Source organism: Nonlabens sp. (assembly GCF_039941875.1).
In the GTDB taxonomy this organism is placed as follows: Bacteria; Bacteroidota; Bacteroidia; order Flavobacteriales; family Flavobacteriaceae; genus Nonlabens.
In genome coordinates this window covers 1-24,894 of the sequence record NZ_JBDVDQ010000012.1, presented here as the reverse complement: position 1 = coordinate 24,894, position 24,894 = coordinate 1, and the positions used below count along the sequence as shown (strand labels likewise).

Annotated in this window: 22 protein-coding genes; 8 read left to right on the top strand and 14 right to left on the bottom strand. The window is 33.7% G+C overall.

The genetic code is table 11. From position 1 onward, the window contains the following. Window positions 1-347 precede the first annotated feature (347 nt). From ABJF08_RS07100 to ABJF08_RS07090, 3 genes are read left to right on the top strand one after another with little or no spacing between them, the layout of a single operon-like run. Window positions 348-767, top strand: coding sequence for a hypothetical protein (locus tag ABJF08_RS07100; RefSeq protein WP_348115399.1), 420 nt, complete (start codon window positions 348-350; stop codon window positions 765-767). A gap of 23 nt (window positions 768-790) precedes the next feature. Then, window positions 791-1,408: an SIMPL domain-containing protein gene (locus ABJF08_RS07095; RefSeq protein WP_348115398.1), complete on the top strand. Its 618-nt coding sequence runs from the start codon at window positions 791-793 to the stop codon at window positions 1,406-1,408. Between the two features lie 42 nt (window positions 1,409-1,450). Further along, window positions 1,451-2,131, top strand: a complete 681-nt coding sequence (locus ABJF08_RS07090) for a Lipl32 family lipoprotein (RefSeq protein WP_348115397.1) — start codon at window positions 1,451-1,453, stop codon at window positions 2,129-2,131. Window positions 2,132-2,191: 60 nt separating this feature from the next. Here the strand turns inward: ABJF08_RS07090 and ABJF08_RS07085 are convergent, their stop codons facing one another. The 4 genes from ABJF08_RS07085 to smpB form a co-directional block, all read right to left on the bottom strand. Then, a complete protein-coding gene (locus tag ABJF08_RS07085; RefSeq protein WP_348115396.1) occupies window positions 2,192-2,497 on the bottom strand; it encodes a hypothetical protein in 306 nt (101 codons plus the stop codon). A 350-nt stretch (window positions 2,498-2,847) separates the two neighbouring features. Next, window positions 2,848-5,343 (bottom strand): DUF5686 and carboxypeptidase regulatory-like domain-containing protein, encoded by a 2,496-nt coding sequence (locus ABJF08_RS07080; RefSeq protein ID WP_348115395.1) that lies wholly within the window; start codon window positions 5,341-5,343, stop codon window positions 2,848-2,850. 938 nt (window positions 5,344-6,281) lie between these two features. Further along, window positions 6,282-6,686, bottom strand: a complete 405-nt coding sequence (locus tag ABJF08_RS07075) for a DoxX family protein (RefSeq protein ID WP_348115394.1) — start codon at window positions 6,684-6,686, stop codon at window positions 6,282-6,284. 579 nt (window positions 6,687-7,265) lie between these two features. Continuing rightward, on the bottom strand, window positions 7,266-7,730 hold the full coding sequence (gene smpB / locus ABJF08_RS07070; RefSeq protein WP_348115393.1) for an SsrA-binding protein SmpB: 465 nt from the start codon (window positions 7,728-7,730) through the stop codon (window positions 7,266-7,268). Between the two features lie 55 nt (window positions 7,731-7,785). Here smpB and ABJF08_RS07065 point away from each other — a divergent pair, with 55 nt between their 5' ends. Next, window positions 7,786-8,529, top strand: a complete 744-nt coding sequence (locus ABJF08_RS07065; RefSeq protein ID WP_348115392.1) for a DUF6503 family protein — start codon at window positions 7,786-7,788, stop codon at window positions 8,527-8,529. Window positions 8,530-8,646: 117 nt separating this feature from the next. On the opposite strand, the gene ABJF08_RS07060 is transcribed toward ABJF08_RS07065, so the two are convergent. The 3 genes from ABJF08_RS07060 to ABJF08_RS07050 form a co-directional block, all read right to left on the bottom strand. After that, window positions 8,647-9,669 (bottom strand): adenosine deaminase, encoded by a 1,023-nt coding sequence (locus ABJF08_RS07060; protein ID WP_348115391.1) that lies wholly within the window; start codon window positions 9,667-9,669, stop codon window positions 8,647-8,649. A 355-nt stretch (window positions 9,670-10,024) separates the two neighbouring features. Further along, window positions 10,025-10,537, bottom strand: a complete 513-nt coding sequence (locus ABJF08_RS07055) for an ankyrin repeat domain-containing protein (protein WP_348115390.1) — start codon at window positions 10,535-10,537, stop codon at window positions 10,025-10,027. A 56-nt stretch (window positions 10,538-10,593) separates the two neighbouring features. Further along, window positions 10,594-12,117 carry a catalase gene (locus ABJF08_RS07050; RefSeq protein WP_348115388.1) on the bottom strand — a complete coding sequence of 508 codons (1,524 nt, stop codon included), beginning with the start codon at window positions 12,115-12,117 and terminating at the stop codon, window positions 10,594-10,596. Between the two features lie 99 nt (window positions 12,118-12,216). On the opposite strand from ABJF08_RS07050, the gene ABJF08_RS07045 reads away from it, so the two are divergent. Continuing rightward, window positions 12,217-13,140: a LysR substrate-binding domain-containing protein gene (locus ABJF08_RS07045; protein WP_348115387.1), complete on the top strand. Its 924-nt coding sequence runs from the start codon at window positions 12,217-12,219 to the stop codon at window positions 13,138-13,140. A 50-nt stretch (window positions 13,141-13,190) separates the two neighbouring features. Beyond that, on the top strand, window positions 13,191-13,862 hold the full coding sequence (locus ABJF08_RS07040; protein ID WP_348115386.1) for a class I SAM-dependent methyltransferase: 672 nt from the start codon (window positions 13,191-13,193) through the stop codon (window positions 13,860-13,862). A gap of 21 nt (window positions 13,863-13,883) precedes the next feature. Here the strand turns inward: ABJF08_RS07040 and ABJF08_RS07035 are convergent, their stop codons facing one another. Then, window positions 13,884-14,237 (bottom strand): DUF779 domain-containing protein, encoded by a 354-nt coding sequence (locus ABJF08_RS07035; RefSeq protein WP_348115384.1) that lies wholly within the window; start codon window positions 14,235-14,237, stop codon window positions 13,884-13,886. A 68-nt stretch (window positions 14,238-14,305) separates the two neighbouring features. Next, window positions 14,306-15,805 carry an aldehyde dehydrogenase family protein gene (locus ABJF08_RS07030; RefSeq protein WP_348115383.1) on the bottom strand — a complete coding sequence of 500 codons (1,500 nt, stop codon included), beginning with the start codon at window positions 15,803-15,805 and terminating at the stop codon, window positions 14,306-14,308. Window positions 15,806-15,977: 172 nt separating this feature from the next. Here ABJF08_RS07030 and ABJF08_RS07025 point away from each other — a divergent pair, with 172 nt between their 5' ends. Beyond that, entirely contained in the window at window positions 15,978-16,898 is a 921-nt protein-coding gene (locus ABJF08_RS07025; protein ID WP_348115382.1) for an AraC family transcriptional regulator, read from the top strand. A gap of 279 nt (window positions 16,899-17,177) precedes the next feature. Here ABJF08_RS07025 and ABJF08_RS07020 read toward each other — a convergent pair whose 3' ends face one another. The 4 genes from ABJF08_RS07020 to ABJF08_RS07005 all read right to left on the bottom strand — a co-directional run bounded on the left by ABJF08_RS07020 (window position 17,178) and on the right by ABJF08_RS07005 (window position 21,289). Continuing rightward, window positions 17,178-18,350 carry a porin gene (locus tag ABJF08_RS07020; RefSeq protein WP_348115381.1) on the bottom strand — a complete coding sequence of 391 codons (1,173 nt, stop codon included), beginning with the start codon at window positions 18,348-18,350 and terminating at the stop codon, window positions 17,178-17,180. After that, entirely contained in the window at window positions 18,350-19,081 is a 732-nt protein-coding gene (locus ABJF08_RS07015; protein ID WP_348115380.1) for an SdiA-regulated domain-containing protein, read from the bottom strand. Before ABJF08_RS07015 ends, ABJF08_RS07020 begins: the two co-directional genes overlap by 1 nt. Before the next feature lie 35 nt (window positions 19,082-19,116). Beyond that, window positions 19,117-20,787, bottom strand: a complete 1,671-nt coding sequence (locus tag ABJF08_RS07010) for a hypothetical protein (protein WP_348115379.1) — start codon at window positions 20,785-20,787, stop codon at window positions 19,117-19,119. A gap of 160 nt (window positions 20,788-20,947) precedes the next feature. Then, on the bottom strand, window positions 20,948-21,289 hold the full coding sequence (locus ABJF08_RS07005) for a hypothetical protein (protein ID WP_348115378.1): 342 nt from the start codon (window positions 21,287-21,289) through the stop codon (window positions 20,948-20,950). A gap of 382 nt (window positions 21,290-21,671) precedes the next feature. On the opposite strand from ABJF08_RS07005, the gene ABJF08_RS07000 reads away from it, so the two are divergent. Further along, window positions 21,672-22,802, top strand: a complete 1,131-nt coding sequence (locus tag ABJF08_RS07000; protein ID WP_348115377.1) for an esterase-like activity of phytase family protein — start codon at window positions 21,672-21,674, stop codon at window positions 22,800-22,802. A 172-nt stretch (window positions 22,803-22,974) separates the two neighbouring features. On the opposite strand, the gene ABJF08_RS06995 is transcribed toward ABJF08_RS07000, so the two are convergent. Next, window positions 22,975-23,982: a toxin-antitoxin system YwqK family antitoxin gene (locus tag ABJF08_RS06995; protein WP_348115376.1), complete on the bottom strand. Its 1,008-nt coding sequence runs from the start codon at window positions 23,980-23,982 to the stop codon at window positions 22,975-22,977. Between the last annotated feature and the right edge of the window lie 912 nt (window positions 23,983-24,894).

The window sequence follows — 24,894 nt, the reverse complement described above, 5'->3', positions numbered from 1 at the left end:
TAGAGCTCTTTTATCATTCTATATAAGGTTTTAAATACTGGTATTTAACGTAATAGAGAATAGCGACCAAATCTTCAAAATTTCAAAAATGATTTTACTTCATTTAATCCAGATTAAAACGAGATTTTATAATCAGATATCCTGATTAAAAACAAATGTAAGAACTTGTATAACAGTTGTTTATATTAAAACACCCTGTTTTCAGGGTATACGTTTTCACTTAATAAGGGGTTATTTAAACTGTAGTAGTGGCATAAATTTGCAGAAGAAATATGAGAGACATCAACTTAAATAAACCAGATGTTTCAATTATAACACAAACAAATTTAACCTTAAAAACAAACATTATGATTTTCGGAATTACACTAATCTTATTAAGCATCATCGCAGTACCATCTTTGTTATTATCAAAGAAACCTAATGCCAAAGAACTTTTAGAAAAAATAGAGCCTTACCAAGGATGGATCGGTATGATTTTTTGCTTTTATGGTATATGGGGAATTATCTTTTCAATACTAAATCTAGGATGGATTTCTACATTCCCTATCTGGTGGGTAACATTATTAGCAGGTAGTATAGTAGAAGCTGTTTTAGGATTTATGTTAGGATTTAGTCTTATTAACAAATATGTATTATCTAAAAACGAAGCTGCTAAGGAAAAAGCAAATGCTTTAAGAGCAAAACTAGCACCTAAACAAGGTAAGTTAGGTATAGTAGGAATATTTGTAGGTGCATGGATGATAGTTGCCTCTATCTTATTCTTCTAAGAACAAAATAACTAAGTTTTCTTATGAAAAAGCTCATATACATAATAGCCTTATTGCTTGCCATTATAGCAAACTCTCAAGAAAAAGAAAACACCATTACAGTAATCGGTGAAACTGATAAAAATTTAGTCGATGAGAACTATGTAGTTCTCATCGCACTACAACAAGTATTAGTTTATGAAGGCTCTGCAGAGGTAGAAGCTACCTCATTAAAAGTGGTAAAACAAAACGTAATTAAAAAACTTAAAGACCTAGACATTGATTTTAATAGGTTTAAAAGAAATACCTATTACGAGTTTTCTATGGCTTATAGCCAGAACAGGGAATCAGCATATTATTTTTTAAAAACCTCTGATAAAGAAGAGGTAAGAAAAATATTAAATCTGAAATCTGCAGGTGTGTCTATTGCAAATATAGAGGTAGAAACAACAGCGTTAACAGATCCAGAGCTAGTAGATCTTTCTGCAAAAGCTATTGCAAACGCAAGAGAAAGAGCAACAGCCATCGCTGGAAAAATGAATAAGTCGATAGGTGAAATAGTGAGTATAACAGATCAAAATACAAACTCACAATATTTACAAAGCTATGGTACGACTACCTTACAGCCACATAGTGTTACTGTAACCTTTGAATTGAAGTAAAATAACGAGTGTCCTAATAATTAACAAATTAACTAAAAGATTATGAAAATTAAATTAGTAGTATTATCAGTATTTGCTTTCTGTGCAATGTTCAATGCAGAAGCTCAAAAAATGAAAAAATTCGGAAGTTCTATTGAAAAAAAGATCGGACCTAAAACAATTAAAGTACCTTATACAGACGTTATATCTTATGTAGGATATGCTTCTCCAGGTAATGAAGACGCGGTAGAAGATGGTAAGAAATTCTATTACATCTATGTATGGGTACCAGCTGTAGCACCAGAATTAGGTGTAAGAATGGTATCTCCAGTAGGGAAGAACAAAATAAAGAAAGCAATACAGTCAGCTGCTTATAAAGAAAATGAATCTTCAGAAGATTTCTTTGATACGTACATCACTCTTGAGCGTTCTACTATTTTCCAAAAAGAAAATGTTACAGAAGAAGGTGTAAAAAGCGCAACATGGACTACACTAGCTAGTAATGATGATAGTAGTGAAATGCCTAAGCAACCTAGTGGTAGTAGTTATAACTCTTTATTGAGATATAAGAGTGAAGTAGGTAGCCCAACTAAAGCACTTACTGCAGGTTTATACCGTATCGGTTTTACAACTTATAAAAGAGGAGAAGTAAAAGGAACGTTTATAGCTGAGGTTGCAGCACCAATAAAATTACCAGGTGTAGTAATGGCAAAAACTATTGCAGAGCTTAAAGAAGGTCTTTAATAACCAATCGACATTCGTATTTTAATAGAACACCTCTTTATTTATTTAAAGAGGTGTTTTTTATTTTATCATTTCTCGCAGCATGTTAATTTGCTGTTTTATGTTTTGCTTTGCTTCTAACTTTTGAGACTCTAAATTGTTTTTTAAGTTAATAGGTTGTGGAGCTAATAATCTTTTTGGATCGATAATATTTGAAGATAAACCACAATCATTTACTATAAATCTGTCAGAATAATTACCGAATAATATCCACTCTCCATCGGTATCAACATAAGGCCCACACGTTCCCCAATTAACACCCTTAATTATTTGACCAGGTTGTAGATCTCCTTTAAAAACCTCGCATATTTCAATTAGGTATTCCAAATCATTGTCACAATAGATTCTAATATCGCCTATGAATACATCCTTCACATATTCATATTCTATAGGTGTCGCTCTCTTCCAATTTTTGGGTGGTGGACAAATGCATAAACTTGAAAAAAAAACAACAAAAAATACAGATGAAAATATATTGGAAATATGTATCATGATAAAATAGATATTGATGTAATCGTTCCATAAGATTCAAATAATATACCAGTTATTAATTGTGTAATAAAATTCACAAGAATAAAAAAAGACCAACATATTAAGTTGGTCTTTTCTATTATATGTTGGGTTTTAAAAAGTGCTTGTTAGGTATCCGCTTTCGCGAAAGCGGAATTAAAATCCATCTATAACCCAAAGTTAATACCTACCACAAAAGCACCATAGTTGCGACCACTAGTCATGCTGTAAACATAATCCACACGGAAAGGACGGAATTTACCGAAACCTATGTTATCTATTCCTGCGCTAGCTTCAAAATACGGTTTACGGTCTGTAAATAGAGCTTTACCACTTAAAATAAGATCGTAGTTTAAACGATTTAAACCTGGTACTTTACCTAGTACAAAGCCTTTAAAGTCGTGCTGTAAATGTACTTGTGCATAGTCTCCATTTGTACTGTAATCATAATAGTTGAGCAGGCCAAAACCGTAAGGATTTAGTGCTTGTAATTTATATCTTAATTGATTACCGTTAAAATGCTGGTAATCTACAAAGGAGATGTCGTCACCATCTAAGAACGTACCACCATTTACCCAATAACTGCTGCGACCTAGGTTGCCCATATCAAAACTCTGATAAATACTCGCTCTCAACTGGTGAAAGTTATAATCGCTATTACTGGCAGCTACAGCACCTTCATAATACATAGATATGGTAGGATACTTTTCGTTGCGTATATTATACTTTTGATCTGGATAACTTTGGAATTTCTGTCCAGGTCGTATAGTCAGGCCTAGGCCTATTTTAACTAGCTCATGGTCATCTATAGTAGCCACTCGGTTATTATCTAACCCCACCGGATTATTACTCGTGTAATCTACATCACTTTGTGTAAACCATACCTGGTCTGTGGTGTTATTAAGCCCTTGACGTTTTTCATAATCCAGTCTACCACTTAAGAAGAAGCCATTTGCAATTTCTTCAGAATAACTGGCACCGGCATAGTCTACTTCATAAAACTTAGCATAATTACGTTCAAATGCGAGGCTGGAAATAGTGTTTTCTAGACCACTTATAGGGTTAGAATTGTTGATTTGGCGAGCTTCTGTACCACCATAAACAGATATGTTTCTTCTATTCGTTCTATTAAATCTGTAATTAGCAAGTGCTGTGTATCGTAGTCTATCATCTGATATTCCATAGTTGATATCACTGGTTATGTAAAGACTGCGGTTATAGTCGTCATCATAACCTTTTGAGTAACTAAAACCTGTACCTATAACATATCCTTGGACTGTATTAAAACCTTTAAAACTACCAGGATTTAGTAATCCATTATAGCTGAAACTCTCGTTTTTCTTACTGTTTCTATAAGTGTAACCAGTTAATGGGTCAAGAATATGAAATTTATTATTCACTCTGTCCACGCTATCTTTATACTTAGGGTCATTGCGTACAGCAGCGATACTGTCCTTACGAACATAATTATTAGATTCTTCTACAGTAAGTGGTACAGGGCGTTTTTTACTCCAGTAAGTGCTGTCTTTTTTATTTGCATCCAGCTCAAAACTCAACACCTCTGGGCCGAATGAATCTTTGTCAAAGTCTGGTGTAAAATTATAATTAGTATAATTTGCTATAAACCTACCATTACCTTTAAAACCTAAAAATCTGAAAATAAAGTCAATACTCTGTGATCTTTTAACCCAGTCACCGCTGCTAGGCTCATATGTAAAGTCTTGATTAAAAGTAATATTCTCAATAACAGGCACGTTTATGTTCTCACCTAATGTGGTCATTTCTAGACCATAAATAGTCCATTGATCTTCTACAATATAAATTATACCGTTAAAAGTATTGTCTTTAGGACGTTTAGAGGTCACTTCTATTTTATTGATTAAGAATTTATTCTCATCATAAAAAGTACCTAATAATTTATACTTGTAATACCCAAAAGCATAGTCGGCAATAGGGGATACGATACGGTTATTAAGATCTATGTTGTTGTTATAAAAATCAAAATTAGCTTCTTCGGCACTATTTGCGCTGAAGCCGTTATCATCTCCAGATATTTTACTAGCGATAATATGTTCCTTAAAATTATCTGGTGCTTCATAAGCTATTTTGGATACCGTTTCTGATAAGTAAACGACGCCGCTGCGTGATAAAGAATCTAGCGACCCTTCTAGATCACCTACCTCTTGTCCCATAAATTTTTCTGGCACATCTTCCATGCGCCATATTCCACGAGAGTAAAAATCTGCCTTATAGCTGGAGAACTTTTTACGATTTATTTCTCTGTTTTTGATTGCTTCTCTTATAACGCGGTCGGCAGGATTTTCATCTGAATTTACAATAACCGCATCTAGAGATGCCACTTCTTCTTCTAGAGATACATTTTGCACCTGGCCATTTTGAGTAAAAGAAACTTGAATAGTTTTAGGTCGGTAACCCAAAGACTGGTAAACGATCTCATAATCCTTAAAACCATCTAGTTTAAGTGTGTAATCACCATTTTGGTTAGTGGTAGTCCCTTTATAGGTTCCTTTAATGTAAATAGAAGCAAAGGCTATGGGCTCTTTATTAGAATCGGTTAAAGTTCCTGTTAGTTGCGCTTGCGCATAAACAGAAAACAACATGGCGATAATAAAAGTAATCGCAGTTTTAATAATATAATTCATCTTGGTGGTTTGTTAGTTGATTGCAAATAAACAACGGACTATAAAGTTATTATGTTAATGACCATTATCTACTGTTAAGACGAAGAAATTTTAAAATAGTTGCCTAATAGCTAAAAAAGTATACAAAAAGGTTTGAAAAATGTCAATTACATCACTTTTTAACCTTTTTTTTTGGTCTAATAATTTCCCATTCCCCAACCCTAAAGGGTATGGAAAATGGACATACATTCTATAAAACCAAAAAATAGAAACCTACCCTTTAGCGCTAGAGAAAGGTTTCAGTGAAATTTAATTTGTATAATAAAAAAGAGGAAAGCTTTATAGTGTGGCGAGTTTTAGGTTACGATAATTTTCCGTTCCCCAACCCTAAAGGGTGCGGAAAATTAAGTTGTATTTTTTTAGAATAAAGAAATAGAAACCTACTCTTTAGGGCTAGGGAAAGGTTTCGGTAAAATTCCCCTTTAAAAAACTGGAAAGCTTTGTACTGTTCGAGTTTTAGGTTACGATAATTTTCCGTTCCCCAACCCTAAAGGGTGCGGAAAATCAAGTTGTATTTTTTTAGAATAAATAAATAGTAACCTACCCTTTAGGGCTAGGGAAAGGTTTCGGTAAAATTTACCTTTAAAAAACTGGAAAGTTTTATACTGTGGCGAGTTTTAGATTCCGATAATTTTCCTTTCCCCAACCCTAAAGGGTGCGGAAAATAAAGTTGTATTTTTTAGAATAAAGAAATAGAAACCTACCCTTAAGGGCTAGGGAAAGGTTTCGGTAAAATTTACCTTTAAAAAACTGGAAAGCTTTATACTGTGGCGAGTTTTAGATTTCGATAATTTTCCGTTCCCCAACCCTAAAGGGTGCGGAAAATAAACATACATTTTATGAAACCAAAAGGGTTTGATTCAGAATTTTTCCATCTAATAAATTAGACTTCAATCTCCTTATTTATTTTTGAATAAAAACCGATCAATATTTAAAGAGTCGTCTTTATAGAACCACGCTATAAAAACTAGTAATACCGCTCGTATAAACACATTTTGTAAATCCCATATAGGAGATTGCATTCCATGGCCGAAAGAGACAATTAAAAGAATAAGTGCCACAACACCATAAGATAGCTTTCTGAAAAAGCCTAAGACTAGTAATATTCCAGCAAGAAACTCTCCATAAGAAGTAAAGTACACTGTAAATTTCAATATAAAATTAGGTAAGAAACTGTCTTCAAAACTAGCGAAACCATTTTTATAAACATTATCAATTCCCCAGGTAGCTATTTTACCTAATCCTTGCCAGAATAAGATAATACCTAATAATAAACGAGTAAAGAGTAGAATATATGATTTCATGAACATATTTGCTTTATGATGACAAATGTAACTTTTAGTTATCATGAAATATTCACGGTTTATATTTTTGCCAATACTTCAGACTTCTTATTAAATTCTATCATTTTCCGTTCCTCAACCCTCTAAATAGTGCGGAAATAAAGTTGTATTTTTTAGAATAAGGAAATAGAAACCTTCTCTTTATGGCTAGGGAAAGGTTTCGGTTAAATTTTCCCATTTAGAAAAATGGAGAACTTTATACTGTATCAAATTTTAGATTCCGATAATTTTCCGTTCCCCAACCCTAAAGGGTGCGGAAAATTAAGTTGTATTTTTTTAGAATAAAGAAATAGAAACCTACCCTTTAGGGCTAGGGAAAGGTTTCGTTACAATTTACTTTTAAAAAAGGGGAAAGCTTTACATCTTGACTAGTTTTAAATAATCGCAAGTAATCTAACTACAATATTGTAATCCTATCTCTATCCAGCCTTTCCCTTCAGCCGAAGGGAAAACAGGTTATGTAACGCAGTTGCAAACCAAAAGGGTTTGGTACGGTGATGGTTGATTCTAGAAAAATAAATGAAACAAAATATAGAACTGTTATGTTCTGAATTCTTTTTTAATCTGATCCAGGCGTTTTTTATTATCACGATCTTTAAGAGTTTCTCTTTTGTCGTGTAATTTTTTACCTTTTGCTAGAGCAATATCTATTTTGGCTAGACCTTTTTGATTAACAAATAAGCGCAGTGGTACAATAGTATTACCAGAATTAAGAACTCCTTTCTGTAGCTTTTTTAATTCTTTACGGTTAAGAAGTAATTTACGTTCTTGTTTAGGCGCATGATTAAAATATGTAGCATGAGAATATTCTTGAACTGTCATATTAATAATAAACAATTCATCGTTTTTGAACTCGCAAAAACCCTCGGCGATACTAGCTTTACCTAATCGTATAGCTTTTATCTCAGTTCCTGCTAGTACAATACCAGCCGTGTATTTATCAAGAATCTCGTATTCAAATCGCGCTTTACGATTCTTGATCTCTATTTTGTTCTTAAAATCCATAATTAAAGGACAAATATACCTTAATCCTTTAGGGATTCTCTTATATCTTTGTGAAATGAGAAAGATTTTTTTACTATTTATTTGCAGCGCAGCTATTCTTATTTCTTGCGATTCTAATACACCAGACCCTCGATCTATTATGATGGAAACCATGAAAGCTCATGGAACAGACCTTGCAGCACAAGGAAAGCTAGATTTTACATTTAGAGGCATAGATTATTCTGTAAAAAGAGAAGGCGGTAATTATAATTATGAACGTCATTTAACGATAGGTGAAGACGCGATTCTAGATAGACTTAATAACAGTGGTTTTTACCGTTATAGCAATGATGCTAAGATTAACTTACCAGACTCTTTATCCCAGCGATACAGTGCTAGTCTTAACTCTGTTATATACTTTGCACAGCTTCCTTACAGCCTAGATGGTGATGCCATCAACTTAAAATATATAGGTCAAGACACTATTAAGGGAAAGGCATATCATGAAATAGAAGTTACCTTTAACGAAGAAGGTGGTGGAGAAGATCATGAAGATGTTTTTGTTTACTGGATCAACCAGCAAGACCACCTTATCGATTACCTAGCTTATTCTTACTGTGAAGAAGAATGTGGTTATCGCTTTCGCGAAAGCGTAAACCGTAGAAACAAAAACGGTGTAATTATACAGGATTACAATAATTATAAATCGGCAAAAATAGATCCTGAGCTATTTAATATGGATGACCTTTTTGAGAAAGATCAATTGGAGTTGTTGAGTAAAATAGAGCTAGAAAGAGCTAGTTTTAAAGTCAATAAATAATATTTCACAACCTATATGGTATAGAAAAAAGGCTCACAGATATGTGAGCCTTTTTTATGATATCCACTTTCTGAAAATAGAGTAGAGCACTATTAAATGTAGAGCAATCGATCTATTTTAGTTTAATGAGAGGAAATAATTTTTAACATCGGTGATATGCTTTTGCTTATCACTATCACTTAACCAGCTTGCCTCAAATGCGTTTATAGCCAGTTGCTGTAATTGATCATTAGTTAGGTTTAAAGCCTTAGCCGTTTCATAATAATTTTCATTCATATAACCGCCAAAGTAAGCAGGGTCGTCAGAATGTATGGTTGCTAGAATACCTTTATCCAGCATTTTTGCAACAGGATGGTCCTCTAGTTGATCTATTACTTTAAGTTCCAGATTACTCAAAGGACACAAGGTAAGTGCCATGTTATCTTTTAACAACCTTTCTACCAGCGCGTCATCACTTAAACATCTATTACCATGATCTATTCTTACCACATTAAGAACATCTAGAGCTTCCCAGATATAGTCGGCTGGGCCCTCTTCTCCTGCATGAGCAACAAGTTTATAACCGTGTGCTGCAGACGCCTTAAAGACCTCTTTAAATTTACTAGGAGGATTTCCTACCTCAGAAGAGTCCAGGCCTACACCATGAATCCAGTCTTTAAATGGTAAGGATTCTTCAAGAGTTTTAAATGCTTCTTCTTCTGTCATGTGCCTTAAATAGGACATGATTAATCGATAAGATATATGTAATTCTTCCTTAGCTTTTTCTAGAGCTTTATAAATACCAGTAATAGCTACTTTAAAATCAACACCTCTTTCTGTATGTGTTTGTGGGTCAAAAAAGACCTCCACATGCACCACATTCTGACTGTGTACTTTAGTAAGATAAGCCCAGGTAAGATCATAAAAATCTTCTTCTTTTAAAAGCACTTGAGCACCTGTATAATAGATATCTAGAAACTCTTGTAGGTTATTAAATTTATAGGCTTTTTTTAAAGCATCTATAGATTCATAGTCAAGAGTGATATTATTTCTTTTGGCTATTTGAAACATTAATTCAGGTTCAAAACTACCTTCTATATGTAAATGAAGTTCTGCCTTGGGAATTCCTTGAATGATGTTCATTAAGTCAGCTGATTCCATATGGGTCTTTTTTATTGAATGACATCCCTTAATATTTTTAGAAACTTACCGCTTCATTTAAGATATAAGGATGTTATTATTAGAAACAACAAAGTTACGGCATTAAAAAAGACCTATAGATAACCACAATGCTTATAAGTGATAGGGTTATTGTGAATGCATATGGTGGTGGTATTAAAATTTACAAAGGATTAATATGTAGTTAGATAATTGTTATAAATTATCATGTCATGGCGTGTGAAAAGACGTAAAAAACAAAGACGTAGTTAAAAGTTATAAATGCAAAAAGCTCTAGATATCTAGAGCTTTTCTTTACTTAATTGTGAAAAAACATAACTAATTTAACTAAGTAATTTTATTTTAATAGTTCTACAATGTCTGTGTTACCTTGCATTTGAGCATGTTTAAGTGCCGTGTTCCCTCTATTGTCTAGAATAGTCTTATCTGCTTTATGCGCTAGTAAATATTTTACGATTTCAGTATGTCCAAAAGTGCTGGCATATATCAATGCTGTTGCGTCGTTAAAATTTTGCTGATTAACATCTGCGCCATTATCGATAAGTGTTTTAGCGATTTCAAAACTCCCTTTAAAACAAACCCCCATTAATGCGGTGTTACCAGATAGATCTTTTGCATCGAGATCAGCTCCTTTATTAATAAGAAAGGAAACTGTTTCCGTTTGATTATTATAGCCAGATAATATTAAAGGAGTAAAACCTTTGCTATCAACACTATTAATGGTGTCGTTACTAATCTGATAAAGTGCTTCTAAGTTTTTTATATCTCCATTTCTTGAGTATTCAAAAATGGACTGTGCGTTTATGGTTGCAGTCATAATTAATAGGATTAATGTTATGGAATGTTTCATAATAATTGAGATAAAAAAGAGGACGTTTTGATCCATCCTCTTTTTATAATTAATTTTTAATTTCTAAAGTCTTTAGCAGAGAAACCTAGAGCTTCAGCGACTCTCATACCATAATTTCTGTCTGCTTTGTAGAAAAAGGTAATCATCTTCATCTTGATAGTTCTGTCAGTTACCTGTCCTAAATCTCCAGCTAGGTTTTTGATTAAATTATCTTGTTCTCCTTTTGATAGTGATCTATAAAAATCACCTGCTTGTGCAAAGTCATTAGTCTTTGTAATTTTCTTTTGTGTAATAGTAACGTTAGACAGAGTTGTTTCAGATTGCTTGTATTGGGCATCTTCTTTTAAATCTACTTTTGTACTAGGCTGGTAGTTTACATCAGGATTTTTAAACCTTTTATTACCATAACTACCCCAACTGTCAGAGTTATAATTGTTAGGTTCTTCTAAAGGTTTATTAATCGTTAATTGTTGGAAATTAGGACCTAATCTATGTCTTTGTGTATCAAAGTAAGAGAATAATCTACCTTGTAGTAACTTATCTTCAGATGGTTCTACTCCTGGTATTAACGCTCCAGGCGAAAACGCAATGCTCTCCACTTGCTCAAAATAGTTAATCGGATTCTGGTTTAAAGTCATTGTCCCGATCTTGATTTTTTCAATCTTATCTGCAGGCCAGTCTTTTGTCGCATCTAGTGGCCAGAAATCAAATGAGTGTAGGTCTTTAGGCTCTATCATTTGAACATATAAATCCCATTGAGGGAAATTACCGTCTGCTATATCTTTACGTAAACTTACTGTAGCATGTTGCCAGTCTTTACCTTGTTGTGCAGCAGCTTCTTCAATAGTTAGGTTTTTTTCTCCTTGCTTAGAAACCCACGAGTACTTTACATAAGTTACTTTTCCAGATTTATTAATCCATTTATAACCGTGTACACTGCTACCATTCATAAATTGGTATCCTTTAGGAATCCCTAAATCGGTATAAAGTCTTGTAAACATGTGTGTCGCTTCTGGAACATTTGAAAAGAAGTCAAAAATTCTATTAGGATCTTGCTTATTGGTCACCGGAGATGGTTTTAAAGAATGTACCATGTCTGGGAACTTAATGGCATCTCTGATAAAGAATATCGGTAGATTATTCCCTACGATATCATAATTACCTTGTTCTGTATAAAATTTCACAGCAAATCCACGTGGGTCTCTAGCCGTTTCTGGAGATCCTTTTCCATGTATTACTGTAGAAAAACGTACGGCTAGATCTGTCTTTTTACCAGCATTAGAAAATAATACTGCTTTGGTATAGTCAGACATGTCTTTGGTTGCTTCAAAGTATCCTGATGCACCTGCACCTCTTGGGTGTACCACTCTTTCTGGTATACGCTCTCTATCAAAGGCAGCTAGCTTTTCTACTAGATGTATATCTTCTAATAAAACAGGACCATATTCTCCTACAGTTTTAGAATTTTGATTATCACCTACAGGAGCGCCGTTGTTAGTAGTCATAGTGCTTTCTGTACTGTTTTGTGCAGCAGCTATCAAGCTTATGGAAATTGCGATTAAAGTAATTATTTTTTTCATCTTTATTATTACGTTGTTAATTGAGATGGCAAATATCTGAGCGTTTAACTCATTAATCAAATTAATAGTTTTTATATTTGTATTGATTAAATTAATAAAATGACTTTACAACAATTAGAATACGTGGTTGCTCTTGATACCTACAGGCATTTTGTAACCGCTGCAGATAAATGTTTTGTAACCCAACCGACTATTACTATACAAGTTAAAAAATTAGAAGACGAGATAGGTTTTTCCATTTTTGATAAAAGAAAATCTCCATTTCAACCTACAGAATTAGGTGTCATGTTTATTCAAAAGGCCAAAATTATTTTACGAGAAGTAGGCGATCTCAAAAATATGGTGACTACAGAACTTAATAATATAGATGGAGAATATAGAATGGGAATTATACCTACCATTTCACCATATCTCATACCGCTCATTTCAGGTTCTTTTTCAGATAAATATCCTAATGCGGTCCTTAAAATAAAAGAAATGCAATCAGACGATATTATCGCTGGGCTGCAAAAAAAAGAAATTGATTTAGGTATTTTAGTTACCCCATTAAACGAGCCATCTATTAGAGAAATTAAGATGTATAATGAACCCTTTGTGTTTTATGGACAGAGTGATGACATGCTCAACAATAAGTCAAGTGTCACCACACAAGAAATTGAAAATATAGAAAACGTTTGGTTATTAGAAAATGGACACTGTTTTAGAAATCAAGTTTTAAATATTTGTAATAACACAAATAATAACAAGAGCATAAAATTTCAGAGTGGTTCTATAGAGGCTTTAAAGAAAATGGTAGATAATTATGGAGGATACACCTTAGTACCAGAAATGGCTATACATCCTAAAGATGCAGGATGTAGCATTCATTTTGAAGAGCCTAAACCTATAAGAGAAGTAAGTATAGTGACACATCATTCTTTTTCTAAAGACATTTTAATAGAAGGATTAAGAAATGAAATTCTTGAAAAAATACCTTCCGATTTCATTCAGAATAAAAATTTTATGAAGATCAATTGGAGGTAAATCTCTAATTTAAAAATGTATCGATAGAGTAGTGGTTGTAGTTTAAAATTATGAAAGAAGAAAAGATCAAAAGAACTAAAACACCATGGCCTACTAGAATGGCTATGGACCAGGTTTATGAAAAGAATTTATGGGGTGGCAATAGTTCTCCATTTTATTCTGGAGACGGTTCTCATGATTTACATATTGTGACACCATATATTAATGCGGTTACTTCATTTTTAAAATCATTTGAGGAATCTATAACGGTATGCGATTTAGGTTGTGGCGATTTTAATATAGGAAAACAACTTCTTCCATACGTAAAGAAGTATGAAGCTGTAGATATAGTAAATGACCTTATAGAATATAACAAAGCCAACTTTAAACAGGATAACCTAGAATTTCACTGTTTAGATATTGCCGTAGATCCATTACCAGCAGCAAATTGCGTGATTGTTAGACAGGTTTTACAACACCTATCTAATCATGAAGTTTCCTCTATCGTTAGGAAGTTACAAATTTATAAATACGTTATTCTAACCGAACATTTACCTGACGAGGATTTTATAGCCAATAAAGACATCATATCAGGTCAAGGCATACGTCTTAAAAAGAAGAGTGGTACTATTTTAACTGATGCACCATTTAACTTTAAAGTAAAGAAGGAGACTTTATTAATACGCACCACATTAGAACCAGGTAAAGGCGTTATCGTAACCTGGCTTTATGAAGTGTATTAACATTCTTTTTGTTATCCTATTTTACTGATTTAAAGCAACTCTTTCTTCTTTAGTTAAAAGTCTTGAGTGAATAAAAAATCGCAATCCTAACGGTATTTCTAGTGAGAAACTTGCACCACGACCTTCTGTAATATCTACGGTTAAATGCGTGTGTTTCCAGTATTCAAATTGATCTTGATTCATATAAAAATTAACATCATTTAAAGTACCTAAGAGTACATCGCTATCGTCTAGGTACATATCTCCTTTTTCAAAAACCATAGGAGCAGACCCATCACAACAGCCACCACTTTGATGAAATATTAACTCGCCGTGTTTTTCCTTTAATTGTTCTAAAATCTTAGTTGCTTCTGGTGTTATTGCTATTCTTTGCATAATTGAAATGATTAAAAAAAGGCCGGACTTTTGATCATCCAGCCTTTTAAATTATTTAATATTTGTTCCTAAAAGAAGCCTAATTTGTTCTTATCATAAGAGATAAGCATGTTTTTAGTCTGTCTGTAATAATTCAACATCATTACATGGTTTTCTCTACCGAAACCTGACTTCTTATAACCACCAAATGGAGCATGTGCAGGATAAGCATGATAACAGTTCACCCATACACGTCCAGCTTTTATCGCTCTAGGTATTTGATATAATTGGTGTGCATCACGAGTCCATACTCCAGCACCTAGACCATAAAGCGTATCGTTTGCTATTTCTATAGCCTCGGCTTCATCTTTAAATTTTGTCACACATAGAACAGGACCGAAGATCTCTTCTTGAAAAACACGCATCTTATTATGTCCTTCTAGTATGGTAGGTTGTATGTAATAACCTTCTGCTAGATTACCTTCTAGATGGTTAGCATCTCCACCAGTTAATACTTTGGCACCTTCTTCTTTACCTATTTTAAAGTAAGATTGTATTTTCTCATATTGATCTTTAGATGCCTGCGCACCTACTTGTGTAGCGAGTTCATATGGATTACCTTGTATAATAGCATTAGTTCTAGCCACTACACGTTCCATAAAAGCATCATATATATCTTCTTGTACGAGTAATCTAGATGGGCAGGTACATACTTCACCTTTGTTAAAAGCAAACAGTACAGCACCTTCTACAGCTTTGTCTAGATAAGCATCGTCATGATCCATAACAGAGTTAAAGAATACATTAGGCGATTTACCACCCAGTTCCATAGTTACAGGATTTAAGTTTTTAGACGCATACTGCATGATTAACTGTCCTGTTGTAGTTTCTCCTGTAAATGCAACCTTATCCACCTTTGCGCTAGAGGCTAGAGGTTTACCTGCTTCAGGACCAAAACCATGTACAATATTGATTACTCCTGGAGGAAAGACATCGGCTATTTTTTCCATTAATAATGTCGCACTAGATGGTGTTTGTTCTGCAGGTTTTAAAACTACGCAATTACCTGTTACTAGTGCTGGTGGTAATTTCCACGATAACATGAGTAAAGGGAAATTCCAAGGTATAATTTGTCCTATAACACCTAGAGGTTCTTTGATATTCATGGATAAGGTGTGCTGGTCTAGCTCTGACGCGCTTCCTTCTTCAGATCGTATACAGGCAGCAAAATAACGCCAGTGATCTATAGCAAGTGGTATGTCTGCATTTAAAGTCTCACGTATCGGTTTACCATTATCGCAAGTTTCTACTATCGCAAATTCTTCAAGATTTGCTTCTATGATATCGGCTACTTTATTTAATAAATTAGAACGCTCTGTTGCCGACGTGTTTCCCCAAGCTTCCTTTGCTGCATTTGCTGCATCTAGTGCTAGTTCTACATCTTCTTTTTGTGATCTAGGGTATTGGGCTATAAGGCTGTTATCAATAGGAGAGGTGTTGTCAAAATATTGTCCACCCAGTGGTGCGACAAATTTTCCATTGATAAAATTAGAATACTTTTCTTTAAACTTAGGTTTTGAATAACTCATGAGAATATGTATTTAATTAGTAATTAGTTAATATTTACTCTTAAAGATTGTGTTATCTTTATTTTTGATAAAGTTATTTTATCATATCCTAATTTTATTGAACATATAGATCAAAAATTTGAACATATCTATTATTTAGCAATTCTTGTTCTAAAATTTTGTAATATTGAGTATGAAGCCCATTTTAAATCAACATAATAACGTAAGAAAACTCACTACTCTCGTAGAGAATAGGACGACGTATAATGCTGACTATGCAGAGCTTAATGTTTATGAAACCCATGCCTTTGCAGAGAAAGTATCGCTCACGTTTGATTTTCCTATAATAGCCAGTATGCTCACCGGTAAGAAAGTGATGCATCTAGATGGTTTTGAATCTTTTGATTTTTTTCCTGGAGAGTCTGTAGTAATGCCTACTCAAAAAGAGATGGTCATAGATTTCCCTATTGCTACTAGCGATAATCCTACACAGTGTCTCGCACTGGGTATAGATGCTTTTAAGATTAATGAGGTCGTAGAAAAGTTCAATCAGCATGTGGCCATAGAAAATGAGAATAATAATTGGGATCTAGACCATACTGCCTCTCATTTAATTAATAATACAGATGTAAATCACCTAATAGAACGCCTTACCTACACGTTTACTAATAACAATAAGTCTAAGGATGTATTGCTAGATTTAATGATTCAAGAGTTGATAGTACGATTGTTACAGACTAAGGCAAAGTCGCTGATCATTAACGATCCTCATCAAATTTTTAATGATACTAGAATAGGTACGGTTATAAAATTTATTAAAGATAATCTGACTAATAAGGATATAAATGTAGATCTACTTGCCAAAAAGGCTTACATGAGCACCTCTAACTTTCACAAGCAGTTTAAGAATACACTAGGTATATCTCCCATCGATTACATCAATTCTGAGAAGATTAAGTTTTCTAAAAAGCTCATTAAGAGTTCTGAAGATTTTAGGATGTCAGAGATAGCCTTTAAATCTGGATTTAACAATACCAGTTATTTTAATAGACAGTTTAAGAAAATGGAATTAATGACACCACAACAATTTAAGAAGTCAATAATTTCTGAATAGATATCATTTATTTCTTTTCGTCGCGCTTTTGTTTCTTACTTGGTTTTTATTTAGAGCATTTTGAGAGAATGGTCTAGAGGTAAACAGTAGCACAAGATTTGGTGCTAGGTATAGAGTTTTTAAATGGTTGGGGTTTTGGTTTTAGTTCCGCTTTCGCGAAAGCGAGACTAAAAAAATGTAAGCTCCTTTTATAGAATTTGCAAGCTATAACTTATGTTTAAAAAACAAAAAAAGCTTCAAATAATAGGTGTTTGAAGCTTTTTATGAAACAGGTGTTTTCTATAGATTGAATTGTAAGCCTAACCTTACTTGTTCATTCCAGTCTAGAGGATCGAGACTTTCTTGCTGATTAAGATTATTGAAATATTGCAATTTTACCATGGCATTAAAACCTTTGAGCTGATAAGCTATTGCTGCAGACATTCTTTTTGAATCTCCTTGATTAAGATCGTTAAGGTCTAGTTGTTCATAACGTACTGATACAATTGTTTTTTGTTTTTTAAAGAAGTAGTTAACTTCAGAGAAGTACCCTCCAGCAAGGACTTTACCATCTGTTTGCTCTGGAGTAAGACCTAAGAATAAAGGATCGTTTTCATTTTGCGGTTGTGCATTAACCTGATGAATTTCAAACTGACCTGAAAAACCCATGTATTGAAAGGTAAGATCCATACCATAGGTATATTTTTTACCGTCTATAAGTTTTAGTCCATATTCTCCAGTTGCACCTTCTGGAAAAACTTCTCCTTCTGGTAAATTCTTATTAGAATAACGACCATTTACACCTATTGAAAATAAAGGTATAGGCGTGTGCACATAGTCTACCTGACGGTATTTCATAGGTGCAGGATAAGATAAATCAACTCTTCCTATAAATTCAGGATTACCACTCGCATCGTTATCACCACTTATAGAGGCTTCTCCTAGACCTGTATACATTCCTGCATAAGCATTAATGCGTTTCTTCCATAAATCTTTATAAAGGGTGATCCCTACATCTCTACGACTAAATATGTCACCACGCACTACTTGTGCACGTTGCCAGTAAGTAGAGTAGGGAAATGGAGTAAGAGAACTTCTAGAATAAGGTAGTTTGCTATAACCTACTTTAATATTAAAAGGGTCAAAACCTTTATAGGTTACAAAGGCGTCCATTAAACCAGGATTTGCAGGATCTATATCAGTAGAACTATTAGCACCTATGTCAGCAAAATCTACTTGCACTTCATATTCCCAATCGTTTTTAATACGCCCTTCTATAATGAGTTGCGCATCTCTTAATTTAAATCTGTTTTTATCACGTTCTTCTTCTCCAGGATTTAAAAAACGTTGGTTATAATAGGTGGAGAGTCTTGCAGATATTTCTAGATTGTGTTCTCCACTAGAGATCGATAATTGAGCTTGTGCAATACTTCCAGTCACTAGAATGAAGAGTAGGTAAACTGTATTTTTCATTACTGGTTGTTTTCTGGATTGTTGAAATAATATAACCTTTGCAACGCGTCAGACGCCACAATAAAATCCCCATTCTTATCAAAGGCTAGACCTTCTGCATTTAAAACAGGAATTACCCATTGAGCAACAACGGTATAATCGGTAGGGTTCACTTTAAAAATGGTACGATCTTCATCACTTAATAGCCATAAATAATTATCATAATATGTAGCTGCAGATATATCTCTGGCTAGATCGCCTAGATTAATTTCATTTACCTTTTCTAACTTTTCATTCAGTTCAAAAACATAAAGAGGATCTTTCTCAACAAAGAGAGAAAAAACTCCTTTTGCTTTATTATAAGTAAAACCTTCATATGCCTTATTTCTTCCTCCACTATATGGAATAGCGACCGTTTTTTCTAGAGTCAAATCAGGTAGACGAAACATTTTTATTTTACGACTATATTCTTCTACTACATAAACGTGGGAATCATTTGCATAAACTGCCTCATCATCGAGACCTTGATAATCTGCCTTACGTAAAATGGTTCCTTCTAAGTCTGTTTCAAATAAGTAACCATTATCACTTACTACAAAGAGAGATTTCCCATCACTACTATAAGCTATATCAGACGGTTCTGGAACATCAATACTCTTTTTGTCCGTAGGTTTTAATTTTATTGTTTCTTGCGCATACATGCTCGAGAAACATAATACCATCCCTAAGACAGTTATTACTATTTTATTCATGTTTTCTTTTTATTAAATTATCTGGATGATAAGATCTATAAAGTATCTCCTTCTAGAGTAAGATTATCAAAACGACTGTTACCACTAGTAGCCGCAGCACTAGTTGCATCAAAGGTAATTTTCACCTTAAAATTTGCATTGTTATTTACCGCAGTTATAGCGCTAAAGTCAAACTCTCGTAGTTCATAATCTTCTATCACTGTGTACGTAGTTGGACTTATACCAGTATCGATATAATTTGTACCATCTACGGTATAGGCTATTTGAAAAGTTTGAGAACCACTACCAGATCGTGTCACTGCAAATTTGAGTGATAGATTCTCATATCCAGTAGAAGGAAGATTCATAATAAAATCACCACTAGGGTTTCTTAGTCGCAATGCTCTACCATCAGCATCCATGTTTCTGGCATTAATATCACTACCGCCTACATCGTCAAAGGATGCTCCACTGTATTCTAATGTTCCACTACCTACATTAGGTGTGATTAAGGTAACTAAGTCGGTATCATCATTAAAATTCCAATATTGAAATAATTCAAATCGAGAGTTAGATGCTTGTGGAGTACTGTTATCCACTTCTCCTTCTACACTTAAATTATCAAAACGACTATTACCACTAGTAGCCGTACTACTGGTGTTGTCAAAACTTAATTTTACTTTAAAGTTAGGATTGTTATCTACACCTGCTATTCCTGTAAAATCAAATTCTCTCAATTCATAAGATTCTATAATAGTAAAAGTAGATGGAGAGATTCCAGTATCTATATATGTTGTACCATCTGTGGTATAAGAAATGGTAAAATCTTGAGAACCGCTACCAGAACGTGTCACGGCAAATTTGAGCTCAATGTTTTTACGTCCAGTCGTAGGTATATTCATTATTAAATCTCCAGAAGGGTTGCGCAATCTCAGCCCTTTTCCTGCCCCAGCCATGTTTCTCGCATTGATATCACTACCATCCACATCGTCATAAGTAGCACCGAAATAGGATAAACTACCATCACCTACATTAGGTGTTATAAGAGTAATTAGATCTGTATCATCATTAAAATTCCAGTAATGGAATAATTCAGACGTTTCTACACTGCCACCTCCAGCAGGTATAGCATCTAGAGTAAAATTGTCAAAACGTGAATTTCCAGATGTACCATCTGCACTAATATTAAATTCAATTTTAATTTTAAAATTAGGATTGTTATCAGCATCTGCGATAGCCGAAAAATCAAACTGACGCAAGACATAAGTCTCTGTAATACCATAGCTGGTATTATCTAATCCTGCTTGAGTATAATTAGTACCATCAGTGGTATAAGAAAATGTTTGCTGTTGTGCACCGCTTCCAGATCTCTTTGTAGCATAAGTAACAATAGCATCTTGATAACCAGTAGTAGGTAAGTCTACAATAAAATCTCCAGAGGGATTTCTTAATCGCAATGCATCTCCTGCCTCGTCAGTACCTCTCACATTTAACACAGTAGAGTCATCTACATCATCAAAACGGTCTCCCGCATACGATATTCCAGCACCACCTATACTTTGAGTAGGAGTAATAAGAGCAGCCGTATCATTAAAATTCCAGTAATGTACTAATTCAAAAGTAGGGTCTTCAGGAGCCGTGATGCTCTCTATTTCAAAGTCTCTATCTGTTGTACACGCGTATAAAACTGTTAAGATCACAGCTAGCACGAGGTAAGTATTACGCATAATAGTTTTTTTCAAAACTAGTCATGTGTTGTTGTGGCAATGTTATAGTTAGATTAAGTTATCGTTAACTTCTTAGAACAACATAAAGTGATTTTTTTTAAAGGTTCCGCTTTCGCGAAAGCGAGATAAACATCCATCTATAAATAATCTCAAAAAGCAACTAGGCTACATCAAATATATAATTGTATAAATAATGTAAACCAATTACCATGAGAGTTATGGCTATCATAATAGCTATGCGTATGATGAGGTGACGTGGGTTTCCTGACAGTTTTTTGCGTAAATAAAAGAGGTCCAAAAGAATAAATAGAACAGCGATAGTGCTGCCCATTATACTCGTGCTAACTATTAAAGCTACCTCATATAACCAGTTCAATATGGATAGATAGCTATCATTATAAACTGGTTGTGGTCCTAGCATGATGCGCATGTGCAAAAAACCAAAAAATAGTGCTAGTAGATACCATAATAGGTAAATAAGAATTTGTTTAATAATGCGCATGGATGTAAAATTCTGTAGAATTCGGTTTATTCAAGTATCGTTTTGTTAACTCGCTTGCACGATGTTCTGGATATTAATACTAGGATGTTTAAAAGTAAGATATTTTAATTTTAAAGTATAGGGTTATAGGTTATGAAAGGTAGCATCTTTTAAGAGACTATGAAACCAATTTGTGTGCTATAGAAATAAGTTATTCTAGTAGATAGTGCTGAGGTAATGTAATGTCAAATTTTAAAATCATGGTAGTAAGGTAGTACCTTTGGCATTTATAACCTCTCGTTTGCATTGCACGTAAAGATTTTTTCAGTGCATGGTTACGTATAATAATTAAGATAAAGATTAAATTAGGGAATAGAGACTTTAGTTTCTTTAAAACACCAGTATGATTCAACTAACAAAAACCTTTTTAGTATTTCTTATTTTAATGATGGTGGCTTCTTGTGGTGATAGCACCAAATCAAAATCTGCAGAGACATCTATTCATTTAAAATTTATAGATGAGTATGTACTGCCAGATGCTACCGATTTTGATAATACTAGAGTAGGAGGCCTGTCAGGTATAGATTATGCAGATGGTGCCTGGTACGCTATAAGTGATGATCCTGACCAGCCTAGATTTTATAAAATGGATATTTCTTATAATCACCAGGGTTTTAATTCTATCGATATTAATAAGGTTGTAAAATTTAAGGATAGGAATGGAATAGAAGTATCTAGTGGGACAGTAGACCCAGAGTCGATAAGGTATGATAACGGTAACTTTGTCTGGACCAGCGAGGGAAATATAAAGAAAGGTGTAAAACCCTTTGTCCGCATAGCAGATTCTAGCGGTAGGTTAGTAAAAGACATACCACTAGCCAGTCGTTTTTTACCTAGCAACCAGGCAGGTTATGGACCATACCACAATGGAGTTTTTGAAGGTGTTTCATTGAGCCTGGATAAAAAAGGATATTGGGTCGCTATGGAATTGCCTTTAAAAGAAGATGGTACAGAGCCTACTGTAATAGAAAATAACTCTCCTGTGAGAATAGCTTATATCAATAAGGCAACTGGGCATTTTGAAAAAGAAATAGTTTATGCACTAGATAAAGTAGAACGTCCTGCTATTAACGGTAATACATTTGAGGTTAATGGTATTGTAGAGCTGGTAGAATATGATACGCATAAATTTTTAGTCTTAGAACGTTCTTATGCTATGGGATATGAAGATGGTGGGAACACGGTAAAAATATACCTCGTAGATGCGACTAATGCTACAGATGTAAGAGATATAAAAAGTTTAAAAGGCAGTAACTATACTGGTGTAACTAAGACGTTGCTCTTTAATTTTGAAACTATAAGAGATCAATTAACTAACGCTGTGGTGGATAATATAGAAGGAATCACCTTTGGTCCAGATTTTAAGAATGGTAACCGCTCTCTAGTCGTGGTAGCCGATAATAACTTCAGCCTTTATGGACCACAATTGAACCAATTCATTTTATTTGAAATAGAACAAGATGTGGTAGATTAAATAGGTTTTAATACAAAAAGAGTAAACCTACAGTAATTCAATATTATACTGAATTACCTATAAAATAGCGATATAAGATCCCATATTTAAAGACCGATATAGAAGTGTACTTGTTAGAAATGAAGTGAAATTTGCTTGTTTTTTACCACAGTTCTTTGTTGTAAGTAGTTTTTTATTCAGACTTTTTCTTATAAATTAATACGTAATCTTTCTCATATTCAACTTTCATTTCGTTTTCAGTCATTTCAATTATTCTATCAGATGATGCATCAAGAAAATTGCCATTTTCATCTTGTTTCCATTTTTTATTAGGTAACAACTTTTGAGTTTGAATTATTAATTTTCCTTGTCTTGAATTTCGCGGAATAAACATTTCATATTCAATTTCTTTTTCTGATATAAATCTCCAATTTCCATAATCTGTATTATTTTCAGTGAATTTTTTCTCATAAGTTCCATCTTTATTTATAGTAATATCTGGTCCACCTGCAACAATTTTCATTTCTTCCCCATTTGGATATTTTCTAATTGTATGTTGAATAGAATTCTTCTCTTTATCAATGGTTTTTATATACTCCCATTTTCCAATGATTAATTGTTCTAAATTTTTAAATTTTAATTTGTTTTCTTGATTTGAAAAATCTTTTTCGTGTATTAGTTCTCCTTTTTCATTCCACCAAAACCATTTTCCTATATTTTTGTCGTTTAATAATTTACCTTCAGATTCCTTTTTTCCATTTTCAAAGTACCAAGTCCAATTACCATTTGTAATTCCATTTTTGTAGTTTCCTGTCTTTTTTAATTTTCCGTTTTCATACCACCAAGTAAAAATTCCTTCTTCTTTATTATTTAAATAACTGCCTTCTCTAATTTTTATCCCATTAGGAAACCAAGCAGTCCAAATTCCGTCTTTTTCTGCATTTAACATTTTTCCAGAAACTCGTTTATTTCCGCTTAAATACCAGTTTTTTATTTCTCCATTTAGAATTCCATTTTTAAATTCAGCGAGAGATTCTTTTGAATTATTTTCATAATAAGTATATACTTTTCCTGTGTAAGGTTTTTCTTTTCCAATTTCGTATTGAATTCCATTTCGTTCCTCTAATTCAGTTTTTTTTATTTGAGATTGAGTAGTAAATGATACAAACACTAAAATGATAATTATGAATTTATTTCTCATTGTTTGTTGAGGTTCAGGGTGTTGTTTAAATTACTTACAACGTTAAATATATGGCAAGTTGGGCAGAAAATAAGCGATTACTTTCAGTTTAGTCACAAGCCAAATCTTTTGTGTTTTGTTTTAATTTTCTCTTTTAATACCAAATCAAAAGATTTGGCGACTTTGCAGATAGACAATAACCTTTTGGGTTAAACACTAATCTCCCAATTTGCTATATATAGTGTGTGTGCTCCGCATGAGCAGAGATGGTTATGAGGATTAAAGGTAGGTATTATTTTAAGAATTATGATCAAGTTTTCTAGAGGGTTAAAGTCCCTTATAGGCTTGGGTAACGCCAGGAACTATTAGTAAGTCGCAAGGTGGTTATTTGTGAAGATAGCACTGAAGGAAGCGAGACTACAAAATCTGGAACTGACGAACACTTTTTTATCAGAATGTTCAGTGGACATTCTGATAAATAAAGCGGTGATGCGGTTGGGGATATAGGAGGCATATAGTAGTGGGTAAGTAAGCACATAATTGCAAAGCCCAACGATTACCAAAACTATTGTATGTAGATATGGCAGGATTTAGAGGGAAGAAAACGCTCTTACCGGAGGAGATCTCTCTATCCACGAGCTGGAATAGGAGAGAAGTCAGCAGAGGTCATAGTACTCACGAGAAACGAGTTGCAATATAACTCCATAGGTCTCACAAGTGAGGAAGGACTGAACATAATCCTTCTAGAAATTAGAAATGGAGCAATTGTTTTTGTTATAATAGGGTGACCGATTCCCTAGAAAACTTGTAGCCTTTGTAAAAGTATAGAATAGTCTTAATTGGTGTAAAGAGCGATTAAGAAGACGGATTGTGAACCGCCGTGTACGAGAACCGTACGCACGGTGGTGTGAGAGGCGCACTCTGCTAGTTTCT

What these genes read in the sequence shown, in the direction of transcription:
- ABJF08_RS07090 (WP_348115397.1), top strand. Translation starts at nt 1,451, where the DNA reads ATGAAAATTAAATTAGTAGTATTATCAGTATTTGCTTTCTGTGCAATG.
- smpB (WP_348115393.1), bottom strand. Translation starts at nt 7,730, where the DNA reads ATGGATTTTAAGAACAAAATAGAGATCAAGAATCGTAAAGCGCGATTT.
- ABJF08_RS07000 (WP_348115377.1), top strand. Translation starts at nt 21,672, where the DNA reads ATGATTCAACTAACAAAAACCTTTTTAGTATTTCTTATTTTAATGATG.
- ABJF08_RS07055 (WP_348115390.1), bottom strand. Translation starts at nt 10,537, where the DNA reads ATGAAACATTCCATAACATTAATCCTATTAATTATGACTGCAACCATA.
- ABJF08_RS07005 (WP_348115378.1), bottom strand. Translation starts at nt 21,289, where the DNA reads ATGCGCATTATTAAACAAATTCTTATTTACCTATTATGGTATCTACTA.
- ABJF08_RS07050 (WP_348115388.1), bottom strand. Translation starts at nt 12,117, where the DNA reads ATGAAAAAAATAATTACTTTAATCGCAATTTCCATAAGCTTGATAGCT.
- ABJF08_RS07065 (WP_348115392.1), top strand. Translation starts at nt 7,786, where the DNA reads ATGAGAAAGATTTTTTTACTATTTATTTGCAGCGCAGCTATTCTTATT.
- ABJF08_RS06995 (WP_348115376.1), bottom strand. Translation starts at nt 23,982, where the DNA reads ATGAGAAATAAATTCATAATTATCATTTTAGTGTTTGTATCATTTACT.
- ABJF08_RS07030 (WP_348115383.1), bottom strand. Translation starts at nt 15,805, where the DNA reads ATGAGTTATTCAAAACCTAAGTTTAAAGAAAAGTATTCTAATTTTATC.
- ABJF08_RS07045 (WP_348115387.1), top strand. Translation starts at nt 12,217, where the DNA reads ATGACTTTACAACAATTAGAATACGTGGTTGCTCTTGATACCTACAGG.
- ABJF08_RS07010 (WP_348115379.1), bottom strand. Translation starts at nt 20,787, where the DNA reads ATGCGTAATACTTACCTCGTGCTAGCTGTGATCTTAACAGTTTTATAC.
- ABJF08_RS07035 (WP_348115384.1), bottom strand. Translation starts at nt 14,237, where the DNA reads ATGCAAAGAATAGCAATAACACCAGAAGCAACTAAGATTTTAGAACAA.
- ABJF08_RS07100 (WP_348115399.1), top strand. Translation starts at nt 348, where the DNA reads ATGATTTTCGGAATTACACTAATCTTATTAAGCATCATCGCAGTACCA.
- ABJF08_RS07060 (WP_348115391.1), bottom strand. Translation starts at nt 9,669, where the DNA reads ATGGAATCAGCTGACTTAATGAACATCATTCAAGGAATTCCCAAGGCA.
- ABJF08_RS07025 (WP_348115382.1), top strand. Translation starts at nt 15,978, where the DNA reads ATGAAGCCCATTTTAAATCAACATAATAACGTAAGAAAACTCACTACT.
- ABJF08_RS07040 (WP_348115386.1), top strand. Translation starts at nt 13,191, where the DNA reads ATGAAAGAAGAAAAGATCAAAAGAACTAAAACACCATGGCCTACTAGA.
- ABJF08_RS07015 (WP_348115380.1), bottom strand. Translation starts at nt 19,081, where the DNA reads ATGAATAAAATAGTAATAACTGTCTTAGGGATGGTATTATGTTTCTCG.
- ABJF08_RS07095 (WP_348115398.1), top strand. Translation starts at nt 791, where the DNA reads ATGAAAAAGCTCATATACATAATAGCCTTATTGCTTGCCATTATAGCA.
- ABJF08_RS07080 (WP_348115395.1), bottom strand. Translation starts at nt 5,343, where the DNA reads ATGAATTATATTATTAAAACTGCGATTACTTTTATTATCGCCATGTTG.
- ABJF08_RS07075 (WP_348115394.1), bottom strand. Translation starts at nt 6,686, where the DNA reads ATGAAATCATATATTCTACTCTTTACTCGTTTATTATTAGGTATTATC.
- ABJF08_RS07020 (WP_348115381.1), bottom strand. Translation starts at nt 18,350, where the DNA reads ATGAAAAATACAGTTTACCTACTCTTCATTCTAGTGACTGGAAGTATT.